The 14189-nt window shown below is 73.8% G+C and carries 15 protein-coding genes; 8 read left to right on the top strand and 7 right to left on the bottom strand.

All coding sequences use genetic code 11. The features are described 5' to 3' along the window. Nucleotides 1-64: 64 nt before the first annotated feature. From IEZ07_RS31285 to IEZ07_RS31260, 6 genes are all read left to right on the top strand, one after another. A complete protein-coding gene (locus IEZ07_RS31285; RefSeq protein WP_191898103.1) occupies nucleotides 65-1285 on the top strand; it encodes an ROK family transcriptional regulator in 1221 nt (406 codons plus the stop codon). A gap of 121 nt (nucleotides 1286-1406) precedes the next feature. Beyond that, the gene (locus tag IEZ07_RS31280) at nucleotides 1407-2750 is read left to right on the top strand and encodes an ABC transporter substrate-binding protein (RefSeq protein WP_191898102.1); all 1344 of its coding nucleotides are present in this window, start codon (nucleotides 1407-1409) and stop codon (nucleotides 2748-2750) included. Nucleotides 2751-2756: 6 nt separating this feature from the next. After that, the gene (locus IEZ07_RS31275) at nucleotides 2757-3695 is read left to right on the top strand and encodes a carbohydrate ABC transporter permease (protein ID WP_191898101.1); all 939 of its coding nucleotides are present in this window, start codon (nucleotides 2757-2759) and stop codon (nucleotides 3693-3695) included. Further along, nucleotides 3692-4588, top strand: a complete 897-nt coding sequence (locus tag IEZ07_RS31270; protein WP_239321101.1) for a carbohydrate ABC transporter permease — start codon at nucleotides 3692-3694, stop codon at nucleotides 4586-4588. The genes IEZ07_RS31275 and IEZ07_RS31270 overlap by 4 nt, the downstream gene beginning before the upstream one ends. Then, the gene (locus IEZ07_RS31265) at nucleotides 4585-5847 is read left to right on the top strand and encodes a 6-phospho-beta-glucosidase (protein ID WP_191898100.1); all 1263 of its coding nucleotides are present in this window, start codon (nucleotides 4585-4587) and stop codon (nucleotides 5845-5847) included. Before IEZ07_RS31270 ends, IEZ07_RS31265 begins: the two co-directional genes overlap by 4 nt. Further along, on the top strand, nucleotides 5844-6899 hold the full coding sequence (locus tag IEZ07_RS31260) for an N-acetylglucosamine kinase (protein WP_239321098.1): 1056 nt from the start codon (nucleotides 5844-5846) through the stop codon (nucleotides 6897-6899). Before IEZ07_RS31265 ends, IEZ07_RS31260 begins: the two co-directional genes overlap by 4 nt. Before the next feature lie 108 nt (nucleotides 6900-7007). Here IEZ07_RS31260 and IEZ07_RS31255 read toward each other — a convergent pair whose 3' ends face one another. Continuing rightward, nucleotides 7008-7475, bottom strand: coding sequence for an Lrp/AsnC family transcriptional regulator (locus IEZ07_RS31255; RefSeq protein WP_196468668.1), 468 nt, complete (start codon nucleotides 7473-7475; stop codon nucleotides 7008-7010). 228 nt (nucleotides 7476-7703) lie between these two features. On the opposite strand from IEZ07_RS31255, the gene IEZ07_RS31250 reads away from it, so the two are divergent. Both IEZ07_RS31250 and IEZ07_RS31245 read left to right on the top strand, forming a co-directional pair. Continuing rightward, nucleotides 7704-8042: an ArsR/SmtB family transcription factor gene (locus IEZ07_RS31250; RefSeq protein WP_191898099.1), complete on the top strand. Its 339-nt coding sequence runs from the start codon at nucleotides 7704-7706 to the stop codon at nucleotides 8040-8042. Next, nucleotides 8039-8524, top strand: a complete 486-nt coding sequence (locus IEZ07_RS31245) for an SRPBCC family protein (RefSeq protein WP_191898098.1) — start codon at nucleotides 8039-8041, stop codon at nucleotides 8522-8524. Before IEZ07_RS31250 ends, IEZ07_RS31245 begins: the two co-directional genes overlap by 4 nt. 134 nt (nucleotides 8525-8658) lie before the next feature. Here IEZ07_RS31245 and IEZ07_RS31240 read toward each other — a convergent pair whose 3' ends face one another. The 6 genes from IEZ07_RS31240 to IEZ07_RS31215 all read right to left on the bottom strand — a co-directional run. Then, nucleotides 8659-9291, bottom strand: coding sequence for a maleylpyruvate isomerase family mycothiol-dependent enzyme (locus IEZ07_RS31240; protein ID WP_191898097.1), 633 nt, complete (start codon nucleotides 9289-9291; stop codon nucleotides 8659-8661). A 165-nt stretch (nucleotides 9292-9456) separates the two neighbouring features. After that, nucleotides 9457-10722: an RNA polymerase sigma factor gene (locus IEZ07_RS31235; RefSeq protein WP_191898096.1), complete on the bottom strand. Its 1266-nt coding sequence runs from the start codon at nucleotides 10720-10722 to the stop codon at nucleotides 9457-9459. Nucleotides 10723-10726: 4 nt separating this feature from the next. Beyond that, nucleotides 10727-11077, bottom strand: a complete 351-nt coding sequence (locus IEZ07_RS31230) for a YciI family protein (RefSeq protein ID WP_191898095.1) — start codon at nucleotides 11075-11077, stop codon at nucleotides 10727-10729. Nucleotides 11078-11337: 260 nt separating this feature from the next. Further along, the gene (locus IEZ07_RS31225; protein WP_191898094.1) at nucleotides 11338-12480 is read right to left on the bottom strand and encodes an acyl-CoA dehydrogenase family protein; all 1143 of its coding nucleotides are present in this window, start codon (nucleotides 12478-12480) and stop codon (nucleotides 11338-11340) included. Between the two features lie 137 nt (nucleotides 12481-12617). After that, complete coding sequence (locus IEZ07_RS31220) at nucleotides 12618-13733, bottom strand: M24 family metallopeptidase (RefSeq protein ID WP_191898093.1); 1116 nt, start codon at nucleotides 13731-13733, stop codon at nucleotides 12618-12620. A gap of 137 nt (nucleotides 13734-13870) precedes the next feature. Then, on the bottom strand, nucleotides 13871-14189 hold a 319-nt coding region (locus tag IEZ07_RS31215; RefSeq protein ID WP_301549364.1), incomplete at its 5' end, for a hypothetical protein.

The following is a 14189-nucleotide window of genomic DNA, read 5'->3' as shown; positions in this document are numbered from 1 at the left end:
CCTCCTTAGATTCCCTTCAAGTTAGGAAACTTTCCTAACTTGAAGACGACGTCCTGGAGGGTCCGTGCCTCAGCCGACACCGGGCACCCCGAGCCTGCTGCGCGCCATCAACGACCGGGCCGCGCTCCAGGCGCTCCTGGAACGCGGCCCGCTGACCCGCCCGGAGATCGGCGCCCTCACCGGCCTGTCCAAGCCCACCGCCTCGCAGCTCCTCCTCCGGCTGCAGGAGGCGGGGCTCGTCGTGCCGGGCGGCGTCCGGGAGGGGCTGCCGGGGCGCACCGCCGAGGTCTACCGGCTCAACCCGTCCGCCGCGTACGTCGCCGCACTGGACGTCACCCGCACCCACATCGACGCCAGGGTCGCCGACATCACCGGCGCGGTGGTCGGCGAGTACCGGCAGTCCACTCCGGCCCCCCGCGGCTCCCGGGACACCGGAGAGGCCACCGAGGACGCCGTGCGCAACGTGCGCGCCGCCCTCGACGGCGCGCACGCCCCCGCCGCCCTGCGGCACGTGGTCGTCGGCGTGCAGGGCGCGCCGGACCCCGGCACCGGCACACTCGGCTACGCCACCGCCGAGGACCTGCCCGGCTGGCTGGCGCCCGGCCTCGTCACCACCCTCGGCCGGCGGCTGGGCGTCCGGCTCTCGGTCGAGAACAACGTCAACCTGGTCGCCCAGGCCGAGCAGGCGCACGGCTCGGCCCGCGGGCACCGCGACTTCGTGCTGCTCTGGGCCGACGAGGGCCTCGGCGCGGCGCTGGTGCTCGGCGGGCGGCTGCACCGCGGCGCCACCGGCGGCGCGGGCGAGATCGGCTACATGCCCGCTCCCGGCGCGCCCACCGCCCGCCAGACCGGGCGCTACGGCGACCACGGCTACCAGGCGCTCGGCGGCGGCTCCGCGGTGCTCAGGATCCTGCGCTCGTACGGCGTGCGCGGCGACGGGCCCGCCTCCGCCGTGGGCGAGGCCGTGCGGGCCGCCGGATCCGGCGGGCGGGAGGCCCCGGCGGCCCTGGCGGGCCTGCGCGACGTCGCCGGCCGCCTGGCCGTCGGCCTGGCCTCGATCACCGCGGTCGTCGACCCGGAGATCGTCGTGCTGACCGGCGGCACCCTCCTGGCCGGCGGCGAGCTGCTGCGCGGCCTGGTGGAGGAGGAACTGCACGCGCTGACCATCCCCCGGCCCCCGCTGCTGCTCTCGGCCGTCGAGGGCAACCCGGTCCTGGCCGGCGCCCTCGACCTCGCCCTCGCCGCCGCCCGCGACGAGGTCTTCAGCTCCACCCTGCCCTCATAGCCCTCTTCCTGCCGCCACCTGTCACCACCTGTCTCCGCCTGCCTGCTTCCACCTTCCACGGAACCCTCAGCTCTCCTGATTCATCCGGTCATCCCACCCCCCGATCGAGGAGGCCACTGTCGTGAACCGACGGTTTCTCACCCTCGCCACGGCCGCCGTCGCGGCCGCGGCCCTGACCGCCTGCACCGCGGGCGACCGGAGCGCGCCCGCGCTCGGATCCCAGCCGAAACCCTCCGGGAGCGCCGCCGCGGCGCTGCCCGCGGCGACCATCGAGCTCTGGCACGGGTTCAGCGCCGACAGCGAGGTCAAGGCGTTCGAGGACGCCGTCGCCGGATTCCGGAAGAAGTTCCCGCAGATCACCGTCAAACTCACCAAGGGCGTCCAGGACGACCAGATCACCCAGGCCGTCCGGGGCGGCACGGCCCCCGACGTGGCGGCCTCCTTCACCACCGACAACGTGGCCCAGTGGTGCCGCAGCGGGGTCTTCCAGGACCTGACCCCGGTGATCGAGCAGGACGGCGTCGACCTGTCGGTGCTCCCGGCGGCCGCGCGCTCCTACACCGAGTTCGAGGGCCGGCGCTGCACGCTGCCGATGCTCGCCGACGCCTACGGCCTCTACTACAACAAGGCCCTGATGAAGGGCGAGCAACCGCCGAAGACCCTCTCGGAGCTGACCGCACTGGCCAAGAAGCTCACCGTCCGCGACGCCGACGGGAACATCGAGGTCGCCGGCTTCATCCCCAGCTTCCAGTACTACGAGAACTCCCCCTCCCACCTGGGCCCGATGGTCGGGGCCAGGTGGTACAACGAGGACGGCACCTCGGCCATCGGCTCCGACCCGGCCTGGAAGAAGCTCCTCACCTGGCAGAAGGAGCTCGTCGACTGGTACGGCCACGACAAGCTCGACAGGTTCCGCAAGGGCCTGGGCGACGAGTGGGGCGCCGAGCACCCCTTCCACGAGGGCAAGGTCGCGATGGCGGTCGACGGCGAGTGGCGCAATGCCATGATCGCCAACAACGCGGCGGACCTCGACTACGGCACCGCCCCGATCCCCGTCGCCGACGACCGGCCCGAGCTGTACGGCAGCGGTTTCACCGCGGGCACCGTGATCGGCGTGCCGAAGGGCGCGAAGCACCCGCAGCACGCCTGGGAGCTCGTCAAGCACCTGACCACCGACACCGGCAGCCTGGTGACGCTCTCCAACGCGCTGCGCAACGTGCCGACGACCAGGGCCGCGATGGACTCGCCCGACCTGAAGAAGGACGCGAACTTCCAGACCTTCCTCGACATCTTCAACCACCCGAAGACGAGCACGCTCCCGCCGAACGTCAACAGCGTCTTCAACCAGGAGGCCTTCACCGCCTTCCTCGTCGAGTGGGAGAAGGGCGCCGTCAAGGACCTCGACGCCGGTCTGGCCGGGGTCGACAAGCGCATCAACGACAAGCACAAGCTCTCCGGGGGCTGATCTCCGATGAGTCCCACCCCTGCGGCGCCGCCCGCCCGGCGGCGCCGCGAGGGCCTGCGGGCCCTCGTGTGGCTGTCGCCCTGGCTGATCGGCTTCGCGGTCTTCTTCCTCTACCCGCTCGCCGCGACCGTCTACTTCTCCTTCCACCGCTACGACCTGTTCACGCTGGAGTTCGTCGGCCTGGACAACTACCGCTACCTGCTGACCGACGACCGGGCCCTCACCTCGATCGGCAACACCCTGTGGCTGGTCGTCTTCATGGTCCCCGCCCAGCTGCTCTTCGCCCTGGGGGTGGCCTGGCTGGTCACCCGGCTGAAGGCGGGGGCCGGGTTCTTCCGGACCGTCTTCTACCTGCCCTCGCTGATCCCGACGGTGGCGGGCACGGTCGCGTTCGTGTTCCTGCTCAACCCGGCCACCGGCCCGATGAACCAGTTCCTGGAGCTGTTCGGGATCACTGGCCCGGACTGGTTCGGCGACAGGGACTGGTCCAAGCCGAGCCTGACCCTGCTCGGCATGTGGGGCACCGGCAACACCATGGTCATCTTCCTGGCGGCCCTGCTGGACGTGCCCAGGCACCTGTACGAGGCGGCCGCGCTCGACGGGGCGGGAGCCTGGCGGCGGTTCCGCAGCGTCACCCTGCCGACGATCTCCCCGGTGCTGCTCTTCTCGGCGGTCACCGGCGTCATCTACGCCCTGCAGTACTTCACCCAGGCGATGATCGCCGCCCGGGTCGCCTCCGGTTCCACCGACTCCCCCGGCAGCAGTTTCACCCCCGGCTACCCGGAGATGTCCACCCTGACCCTGCCCCAGTGGCTGTTCCAGATGGGCTTCCGCGACTTCTCCATGGGGTACGCGTGCGTGCTCGCACTGCTGCTGTTCGCCGCGTCGATGCTGCTCACCCTGGTCCTGCTGCGCCGATTCCGCGGACTCGAGGAGGTCTCGTGAACACCGCACCCGCCACCCTCGGCCGGACTCCGGCCTCCGCCGCCCGCCGCCCGACCGCCCGGAGCCTCCGCAGGCGGCGGACCCTGCACTGGATCGCCGTCCACTCCATCGCGATCGCGCTCGCGATCATGTTCGTCGCCCCGCTGGTGTTCATCGCGCTCACCGCGCTCATGACCGACCAGCAGGCGCTGACCAGCGAACTGTGGCCGCGCTCGTGGAACTGGGGCAACTTCGCCGAGGTGTTCGCCCGCTCGCCCCTGCTGCTCTGGATCGGCAACACGATGCTGTACGCGGGCCTGGGCACCGCGTTCATGCTGCTGTCGTCGGTCCCGGTGGCCTACGCGCTGGCCCGCTTCCGCTTCCCCGGCCGCCGGGCCGCCTTCCTGGCCGTCATCACGATGATGATGCTGCCGCCGCAGGTGGTCGCCGTACCGGTCTACCTGATCTGGGCCCGCGCCGAGCTGACCGGCACGCTCTGGCCGCTGGTCCTGCCCATGCTGCTCGGCGACGCCTTCTCGGTCTTCCTGCTCCGCCAGTTCCTGCTGACGATCCCCAGGGAGTACACCGAGGCGGCCCGGGTCGACGGCTGCTCGGACCTGGCGACGCTGCTGCGGATCGTCCTGCCCATGGCCCGGCCCGCCGTCGCCGCGGTGGCGCTGTTCCAGTTCTTCTACTGCTGGAACGACTACTACGGCCCGCTGCTGTACGCCTCCACGAACGTGGACAACTGGACGCTCTCCATCGGGCTGGCGTCCTTCAAGGCCCTGCACAGCGTGCAGTGGAACCTCACCATGGCGGCCACGCTGCTCGTCATGGCACCTGTGATAATCGTGTTCTTCCTCGCCCAGAGAGTCTTCATCGAGGGCGTCACCTTGACAGGAGTGAAGGGTTGAAACTCGCCGTTGTCGGGGGCGGCTCGACGTACACGCCCGAGCTGATCGACGGGTTCGCGCGGCTGCGGGAGGAGCTTCCCGTCACCGAGGTCGCGCTGGTCGACCCGGACGCCTCCCGCCTCGACCTGGTCGGCGGCATGGCCCGCCGGATGCTGGCCCGCGCCGGCCATCCGGCGAGGGTCACCGCGACCGCCTCGGTCCCCGAGGGGGTCGCCGGGGCGCAGGCCGTGCTCCTGCAGCTGCGCGTCGGCGGGCAGGCCGCGCGCGACGTCGACGAGACGCTCCCGCTGGAGTGCGGCTGCGTCGGCCAGGAGACGACCGGCGCGGGCGGTCTGGCGAAGGCGCTGCGCACCGTCCCGGTGGTGCTGGACATCGCCGAGCAGGTCCGCCGGCACGCGCCCGGCGCCTGGATCGTCGACTTCACCAACCCGGTCGGCATCGTCACCCGGGCGCTGCTGGAGGCCGGGCACCGCGCCATCGGCCTGTGCAACGTGGCCATCGGCTTCCAGCGCCGCTTCGCCGCCGCGCTGGGCGTCGCGCCCGAGCGGATCTCCCTGGGCCACGTCGGGCTGAACCACCTGACCTGGGAGCGCTCCGTCCTGCTCGACGGCGTGGACGTGCTGCCCCGGCTGCTGGACGAGCACGGCGAGGAGATCGCCCGCGACGTCGGCCTGGACGCCGCGCTGCTCCGCCGCCTCGGCGTGGTGCCCTCCTACTACCTGCGCTACTTCTACGAGCACGACCGCGTCGTCGCCGAGCAGCGGGCCAGGCCTTCGCGCGCGGCCGAGGTCGCGGCGATGGAGGCCCGGCTGCTGGAGCTGTACGCCGACCCGGCGGTGGACACCAAGCCCGAGCTGCTGGGCGAGCGCGGCGGCGCGTTCTACTCCGAGGCCGCCGTCGCGCTGATCTCCTCGCTGCTCGGCGACCGCGGCGACGTCCAGGTGGTCAACCTGCGCAACGACGGCGCGCTGCCGTTCCTGCCGCCCGAGGCGGTCGTCGAGGTGCCCGCGACGATCACCGCCGCCGGGGCCGAGGCGCTGCCGGTCGACCCCGTGGAGCCGCTCCACGCGGGCCTCATCGCGCACGTCACCGCGTACGAGACGCTGGCCCTGGAGGCGGCGCTGCACGGCGGCGAGGAGCGGGTCGCCGACGCGCTCCTGGCCCACCCGCTCATCGGGCAGGCCTCCCTCTCCGGTGACCTGGCCCGCCGCCTGGTCGAGGCCAACCGCCCGCACCTGCCCTGGGCGGCGGGCGCGTGAGGACCGTACCGGCCGGAGACGACGGGCGCACCGGGAGCGGCAGGCGCATGGGGACGGTGTCGGCCGCGGGCGGCGGGCGCCTGCGAACCGTGCTGGCCGTGGACGGCGGCAACAGCAAGACCGACGTCGCGCTGGTGGCCGAGGACGGCACCGTCCTGGCCACCGGCCGCGGCGACGGCTTCCGGCCGCAGAGCGAGGGCGTGGGCGCCGCGATCGACGTGCTCCGCGACGCGGTACGGCACGCGCTCGGCCCGCAGGCGGCCCCGCCGTTCGCCGACCACGTGGCCGCCTACGTGGCGGGCGCGGACCTGCCGGTGGAGGAGGAGACGCTCCGCGACGAGATCCTCGCCCGCGGCTACGGACGGGAGGCGGTGGTCGGCAACGACACCTTCGCCCTGCTGCGGGCCGGGGCCTCCGGTCCCTCGGGCGTGGCGGTGGTCTGCGGGGCGGGCGTCAACGCGGTCGGCGTCTCCCCCACCGGCGAGGTCGCCCGCTTCCCCGCGCTCGGCAGGATCAGCGGCGACTGGGGCGGCGGCCTCGTCCTCGGCGAGGAGGCCCTCTGGCACGCCGTGCGCGCCGAGGACGGGCGCGGCCCGGCCACCGCGCTGGAACGCGCCGTGCGCGAGCACTTCGGCACCCGCACCGTCGAGGAGGTGACGCTCGGCGTGCACTTCGGCGACCTGCCCCACGCCCGGCTGCACGAGCTGGTGCCGGTGCTGATGTCGGCGGCCGCGGCGGGCGACGCGGTGGCGCGCTCGCTCCTGGCGCGCATGGCCGACGAGGTCGTCGTGCTCGCGGTCGTCGCGCTGCGCCGCCTCGGCCTGCTGGACTCCCCCGCCGAGGTGGTGCTGGGCGGCGGGGTGCTGACCGCCCGCGACCCGCTGCTGGACGGCATGATCCGGCGGCGCTTCGCCGAGCGGGCGCCCAGGGCCGAACTGGTCGTCGCCGCCCTCCCGCCCGTCGTGGGCGCCGCCCTGCTGGGCCTGGACGCCCTCGGCGCGAGTGAGGAGGCCAAGGCGCGCCTGCGCGACCGGTTCCGCGTCCCGGTCTGAGCGTCCCGGTCTGAGCGTCCCGGCCTGGACGTCCCGGCTTGAGCGTCCCGGCCGGGTGTCCGGACCCGGGGCCCGCGTCGCCGCTGGGGCGCGGCGGGCGAGCGGGACCTACGAGGGCTCCTCCGCAGGCTTCCCCATCAGCTCGGGCGCGCGGTGCTCGTACGGCGTGCTGAGCACGACGGTGGTCCGGGTGGAGACGTTGGCCGCGGTGCGGATCTGGTTGAGCAGCTCCTCCAGCGCGACGGGCGAGGCCACCCGCACCTTGAGGATGTAGCTCTCGTCGCCCGCGACACTGTGGCAGGCCTCGATGGCGCTCAGGTGCGACAGCCGGTCGGGGGCGTCGTCGGCGGCGGCCGGGTCGATCGGCTTGATGGAGACGAACGCGGTGAGCGGCAGGCCGATCTCGTCGTAGTCCACCAGCGCCGCGTAACCGCGCACCACCCCGCGCTTCTCCAGCCGGCGCACCCGCTGGTGCACCGCCGAGACCGACAGGCCCGTCTCGCGGGCGAGGTCGGTGAAGCTCATCCGGCCGTCCTCGGCCAGCAACGTCACGATCCGGCGGTCGATCTCCTCCACCCGCCCAAGGTAGCGCGATCCCACCCGGACCATGACCAACCTCCGGTCACGATCCGGACCCGCCGTCCACTCCGCGAGACGCCGGCCGGGTGCCGGCGCTCTCCCGGTGGAAGCCGGCCGCCGCAGGCGGACCGGGAGCCCGATCACTGCTCCCCCGTCCGGAACCGTCACCGCCGTCGATCGATACTTAGGTATTGACCTAAGTATCGATCGGAGCCATACTCGGATGTGTGCCCAAACGAACAGGCCCGGCTCGACCAGGTCTTCCAGGCCCTGGCCGACCCGACCCGACGCAAGGTGATCGAACGGCTCGCCGCCGGCCCCGCCACCACCTCGGAGCTGGCCCGGCCCTTCGCCATGGCGCTCCCGTCGTTCACCCAGCACCTGGCCGTGCTGGAGCGGGCCGGCCTGGTCACCTCGGCCAAACAGGGCCGGACCCGCACCTACCGGCTCACCCCTGACACCCTCGAGATCGCCGACGGCTGGCTGGCCCGCCAACGCCACCTCTGGCAGCGCCGCCTCGACCAGCTCGACCACTTCCTCACCACCCTCAAGGAGCAGAAATGACGTTCACCCCGTACACCCTCGACCCCGACCTCGACATCCAGCTCGAGCGGGAGGTCGACGTGCCCCCCGCGCTCGTCTGGAAGGCATGGACCACCCCCGACCTCCTCACCCAGTGGTTCGCCCCCAAGCCCTACGAGACGCCGCACTGCGAGATCGACCTGCGCCCCGGCGGGATCTTCCGCACCGTGATGCGCTCCCCCGAGGGTGAGGAGTTCGACGGAGCAGGCTGCTACCTGGAGGTGCTCCCCGAAGAGCGGCTGGTGTGGACCAGCGCCCTGGCCCCCGGCTACCGCCCGCAGCCCGGCGAGATGGCCTTCACCGCGATCATCGAGCTCCAGCCGACCGACTCCGGCGGCACCCGCTACCGGGCCATCGCCATGCACCAGACCCCCGAGGACAACAAGAAGCACGCCGACATGGGCTTCATCGAGGGCTGGGGCGCCGCCCTGGACCAGCTCGTCGCCCTGGCCAAGACCCTCTGACGCCCCCGCGCCCGATCCGCGGCACGTCAGGCCGCGGATCCGGGAGGCCCCGTCCCTCTGACCGACCACCTGCCCGGGGCCCGGCCGGGTTCCTCGCCGTGGTCCGGGCGCTTCGCCCGTCGGCCCCGGAGCCGTCACAGTGCGGCCGCCAGGCGCCCGACGCCGGAGCCGGACAGGGCCGCGAGGCCCGCAGACCGGCCGGTGGCCACCAGGAGCAGATCTCCCGCCGGGCCGCGCAGCTCGTCAGGCCCCTCACCGGCCGACCAGTCCAGATCGGTGGCGATCAGCCGCATGCCGCGGAACCGCTTGCGGGAACCGTAGAAGCGGCTGACGCGGGCGTGCTCGAGCGCCGCCACGACCGGTGCGGCGGGCATCCGCCGTACGCGTCCGAGCGGGCGGGCGATGTCCTGCCCGTGGACGAGCGCGTCGACGAGCGGGTCGAACCGGCTGGAGCCCGGCATGCGGCGGGACGATCCGGCGGTCTCGCGGATCTGTGCGACGAGCGCCGCCGGCGCGAACCGGGCCGCCCGCTCCCGGGCCTCGGTGGCGACCATCCTGTTGAAGTCGCCCCGTGCCCGGATCACGCCGCCGAGCGTGCCCAGGAGCGTCGAGCGGGCCGACATGCTCACGTGGGCGGCGACCTCGTGCACGGTCCAGCCCGGGCAGAGGGAGTCCGTCCGCCACTCCCGGTCGGTGAGGTCGTCGAGGAAGTCGGCGAGACCGAGCCATTCGGCCTCGGTCATCGCGAGGATCTCATCAGGTTGCATGTCCGGCTCCTTGGTCACGTCATGCGGATCGAATGTCGCTCTCCGTGGCCATCCGGTGGCACGCCGGGAATGAGGCGGGGCGGCCGGGCGCCGCCCGGACCGGATGGCTCGACGACGGCCAGGCGCCGTCGCGGCAGGAGAACTCGGCGGCGGCCAGGCGCCGTCTCAGCAGGCTGGCTCGACGGCGGCCAGGCGGCGGCGCAGGTGGGCTCGCTCGGGCTCGGTGCCGGCCAGGCCGAGCGCCTCGCGGTAGGCGTCCGCGGCCTCGGGGAACCGGCCGAGCCGCTGCAGCAGGTCGGCGCGGGCCGCCGCGTACGGGTGGTGGTCGCGCAGGCGCGGCTCACCGGCCAGGCCGTCGAGCAGCCTCAGACCGGCCTCGGGGCCGTCGCGCATCGCCACCGCCACGGCCCGGTTGAGCGCGACGACCGGGGAGGGCCCGAGCGCGAGCAGCACGTCGTAGAGCGCCACGATCTGCGGCCAGTCGGTGGTCGCGACGTCCGCCGCCTCGTCGTGCAACGCGGCGATCGCGGCCTGCACGCCGTACGCGCCCGGCGGGCCGCCGCTCAGCGCGGCGAGCACCAGCTCCCGGCCCTCCTCGATCATCGTGCGGTCCCAGCGGCTCCGGTCCTGGTCCGCCAGGAGCACGAGCCCGCCGTCCGGGCCGGTCCGGGCCTCGCGCCGCGCGTGGACCATCAGCATCAGCGCGAGCAGTCCGGCGACCTCCCGTTCGGCGGGCATCAGCCGGCGCAGGATCCGCGCCAGCCGGATCGCCTCCTCGGCGAGGCCGAGCCGCTGCAGGTCCGCGCCCGAACTGGCCGCGTACCCCTCGGTGAAGATCGAGTACAGGACCTGGAGCACACCGGGGAGGCGTTCGGGCAGCTCGTCGGCGCCGGGCACGCGGAACGGGATCCGGGCCTGGCGGATCTTCTTCTTGGCCCGCACGATCCGCTGGGCCATCGTCGCGGACGGGACGAGGAAGGCCCGCGCGACCTCGGGCGTCGTCAGCCCGGCCAGGCAGCGCAGCACCAGCGCCGCGCGGTCGTCGGCGGCCAGGGCCGGGTGGGCGCAGGTGAAGAAGAGCTGCAGCCGCTCGTCGGGCAGGCCGCCGTCGGCCTCCGGGGGCGGAACGGGTCCGGCCCGCTCCGCCTCGATCTGCAGGACGGCCAGCCGGGCGGCGTAGGCCTTGTCCCGGCGCAGCCGGTCGACGGCCTTGCGCCGCGCCGTCGTCAGCAGCCAGGCACCGGGCCTGTCCGGCACGCCGTCCACCGGCCAGTGCGCCAGCGCCGCCTCGACCGCCTCGGAGGCGACCTCCTCGGCCAGGTCGAGGTCGCCGAAGCGGCGCACGAGGGAGGCCAGCAGCCGGCCGTACTCCTCGCGGAACAGCGCCTCCACCGCCGCGTCCGCTCCGGCTCCCCGGCCGTCGTCCCGCATCGCGTCAGGCCCCGAAGTCGGCGACCGGCCGCACCACGACCGCTCCGCTGCCCCACGAGCCGGGGCAGCGGGCCGCCCAGTCGAGCGCGACGTCGAGGTCGGGGACGTCGATGACGTAGAAGCCGCCCAGGACCTCCCGGGTCTCGGCGAACGGCCCGTCGGTGACGGTCCGCTCGCCGGACGGGCCGACCCGGACCGTCGTGGCGGTGACCAGGTCGGCCAGCGACTCGCCCGAGACGTGGATCCCGGCGTCCCGCACCGCCTTGTCGTAGGCCGTCCAGTCCTCGACGGTGCACTCGGCGGCCGCGCCGTTCTCGTCGACGGCACCCGCGTGGATGAGCAGCATGTACTTCATGGTGGTCTCGTTCCGATCCTGTCGTGTTCCCCGTACGGCGGTCGCCGTACATCATGACGACGAACAGGGGACGACCGGATCGACAGCGCCCCGGGATTTCTTCTCCGGGACGGGGGGCCGCCGGAGCGGTCCTCCCGGCCGGGGCCGTCGGAGGGGACCGCCGGAGGGGACCGCCGGGTGGCGGGTCCGCGCCCGCCCGGCGGTCCCCGCCCCGCCGGAGAGCCGGAGAGGCGACCCGCCGGAGAGACCTCCGCCTCGCGTCACCGGGCCAGCGCGCGGCCGATCACGAGGCGCTGCACCTGGTTGGTGCCCTCGACGATCTGCAGGACCTTCGCCTCGCGCATGTACCGCTCGACCGGGAAGTCCTCCACGTAGCCGTAGCCGCCGAGGACCTGGACGGCGTCGGTGGTGACCTTCATGCACATGTCGGTGGCGAACAGCTTGGCCATCGCCGCCTGCGTGCCGTACGGCCGGCCCGCGTCGCGCGCCCTGGCCGCGTCGAGGTAGAGGGCGCGGGCCGCGGCGATCTGGGTGGCCATGTCGGCCAGCATGAAGGAGACGCCCTGGAAGTCGACGATGCGCGACCCGAACTGGCGGCGCTCCCTGGCGTAGGCGGTGGCGGCCTCGAAGGCCGCCTGGGCCACCCCGACCGCGCAGGCGGCGATGCCGAGCCTGCCGCCGTCCAGCGCGGCCATCGCGATGCGGAAGCCCTCCCCCTCCGCGCCGAGCAGCGCGCCCGGCTCGAGCCGCACCCCGTCGAAGCGGACCTGCGCGGTCGGCGAGGAGCGCATGCCCATCTTCTTCTCCGGGGCGGCGGACGAGACCCCGGCGGTGGAGGCCGGGACGTGGAAGCAGGAGATCCCGCGCGCCCCGTCGTCGGACGTGCGGGCCATCAGGGTGTAGAAGTCCGCGACCCCGCCGTGGGTGATCCAGGCCTTGACCCCGTCCACGGTGTAGCCGCCGGCGTCCGGCACCGCGCGGGTCGTCAGGGCCGCCGCGTCGGAGCCGGAGTGCGGTTCCGACAGGCAGTAGGCGCCCAGCAGCCCGCCGCCGAGCATGTCCGGCAGCAGCTCGGCCCGCTGCCCGGCGGTGCCGTAGGCCGCGACCGGGAAGCACGAGAGCGTGTGCACCGACAGGCCCAGCCCGACCGCCAGCCAGCCGGCGGCCAGCTCCTCGATCACCTGGAGGTACACCTCGTACGGCTGCGCGGCCCCGCCGTGCTCCTCGGGGTAGGGCAGGCCGAGCAGCCCGGCACGGCCGAGGACGGTGAACACCTCGCGCGGGAAGCGCCCGGCGGACTCGTCGGCGGAGGCCCGGGGCGCGACCTCCTTGCCGACCAGGTCGCGGACCAGGTCCAGCAGGTCGTGGGCCTCGGGGCTGGGAAGGACGCGCTCGACGGACATCTCCGCACACTCCAGATCATGGGCGTGGAACAGTGGAAAAGGGTGGCAGGGATCACCCGCCACCCCGATTCTGGCATCAGCCGAACGCCGACGGACCCCCGCCCGGCCCGGGCGGAGGTCCGGGCGGGAGTGCGGGCCTAGACGACGACCAGCTCGCGGGGGCGGTGGTTGACCCGCTCTCCGCCGTCCTCGGTGCAGATCACGATGTCCTCGATCCGGGCGCCGTGCGTCCCGGGCAGGTAGACGCCCGGCTCGACGGAGAAGGCGAAGCCCGGGGCCAGCGGCTCGGCGTTGCCCGCGACGATGTAGGGCTCCTCGTGGGTCTCCAGGCCGATACCGTGACCGGTCCGGTGGATGAAGTGCTCGCCGTAGCCCTCGGCCGCGATCACCTCGCGGGCCGCGGCGTCGACCGCCTCGCACGGCACGCCGGGCCGTACGGCGGCGCAGGCCGCCTCCTGGGCGCGCTGGAGCACGTCGTAGTAGCGCAGGAAGTCCGCCGGGGGCTCGCCGACCGAGTAGACGCGGGTGGAGTCGGAGCAGTAGCCGCTGGGCATCTGCCCGCCGATGTCGACCACCACCGGCTCGCCGGCCCGGATGACCCGGTCGGACAGCTCGTGGTGCGGGCTCGCGCCGTTGGGCCCGGAGCCGACGATGACGAAGTCGACCGTCTCGTGGCCGGCGGCGATGATCGCCTCGGCGATGTCCCGGCCCACCTCGCGCTCGGTCCGCCCTTCCTTCAGGAAGCCGGGCACCTGCGCGTGGACCGCGTCGATCGCGGCTCCGGCCTCGCGCAGCGCGGCGGCCTCGGCGGCGCTCTTGCGCATCCGCAGGCCCCGCAGGACCGTCCCGGCGAGCACCTGCTCGGCTCCGGGCAGCGCGTCGCGGAAGCGCAGCGACTGCATCGCCCACATCCGGTCGGCCAGGCCGACCCTGGCCGCCGCGCCCAGGCGGGCACCGACGGCCGCGTAGGGGTCGTCGGTCTCGTCCCAGGCCACGAACTCGATGCCGAGCCTCGCGGCCGGGGAGTGCTCGGCCGCGGGCAGCTCCAGCCGCGGCACCATCAGGAAGGCGTCGCCCTCGGCGGGCAGCACCAGGCAGGTGAGCCGCTCCAGCGGCAGCGCCTGGTAGCCGGTCACGTAGCGCAGGTCGGGGCCGGGGGTGAGCAGCAGGGCGTCGAGCCCGGCGGCGGCGGTCGCCTCCTGCGCGGCGGCCAGGCGGGCGACGGGATAAAGGTCGTAGGACTCCGTTGTCACGCCGACCAATCTAAGGGGTGTCCCCTCCCGTGAGCCGCTCCGGCTTCGGTGGAGCCGACTCACGCGCCCCGCTCGAGGACCGCCGGCGCGGGGGACAGCCCTGTACGGGGCCGCCACCCGCGCCGGTGGCCGGACCTTCAGACGGCGAACTGGTCCACGATGCCGTGCAGTTCGGCGGCGACCTCATCGAGCTGACCGGCGGTCCGGCGGGCCTCGGCCACCCCGGCGGTGGTGGTCTGCGCGGCGTCGGCGACCGCGGTGATGCCGGCGGCGATGTCGTCGGCGCCGACCGCGGCCTGGGAGATGTTGCGGCTCATCTCCCCGGAGGTGGCGCTCTGCTCCTCCACCGCGGCGGCGATGGTGGTGGAGTGCTCGCTGACGGTCGTGATGACCGCGCTGATCCCCCCGATGGCCGCGATCGCGGCATCGGTGTCGGCCTGGATGGCCTCGATCCGG

Origin of the sequence: Planomonospora parontospora (genome assembly GCA_014647935.1) — a bacterium.
Classification (GTDB): domain Bacteria; phylum Actinomycetota; class Actinomycetes; order Streptosporangiales; family Streptosporangiaceae; genus Planomonospora; species Planomonospora parontospora.
The sequence above is the reverse complement of the archived record's forward strand: the minus strand, read 5'-3'. Positions and strand labels throughout refer to the sequence as shown.

What these genes read in the sequence shown, in the direction of transcription:
- IEZ07_RS31245 (WP_191898098.1), top strand. Translation starts at nt 8,039, where the DNA reads ATGACGTTCACCCCGTACACCCTCGACCCCGACCTCGACATCCAGCTC.
- IEZ07_RS31230 (WP_191898095.1), bottom strand. Translation starts at nt 11,077, where the DNA reads ATGAAGTACATGCTGCTCATCCACGCGGGTGCCGTCGACGAGAACGGC.
- IEZ07_RS31235 (WP_191898096.1), bottom strand. Translation starts at nt 10,722, where the DNA reads ATGCGGGACGACGGCCGGGGAGCCGGAGCGGACGCGGCGGTGGAGGCG.
- IEZ07_RS31225 (WP_191898094.1), bottom strand. Translation starts at nt 12,480, where the DNA reads ATGTCCGTCGAGCGCGTCCTTCCCAGCCCCGAGGCCCACGACCTGCTG.
- IEZ07_RS31275 (WP_191898101.1), top strand. Translation starts at nt 2,757, where the DNA reads ATGAGTCCCACCCCTGCGGCGCCGCCCGCCCGGCGGCGCCGCGAGGGC.
- IEZ07_RS31240 (WP_191898097.1), bottom strand. Translation starts at nt 9,291, where the DNA reads ATGCAACCTGATGAGATCCTCGCGATGACCGAGGCCGAATGGCTCGGT.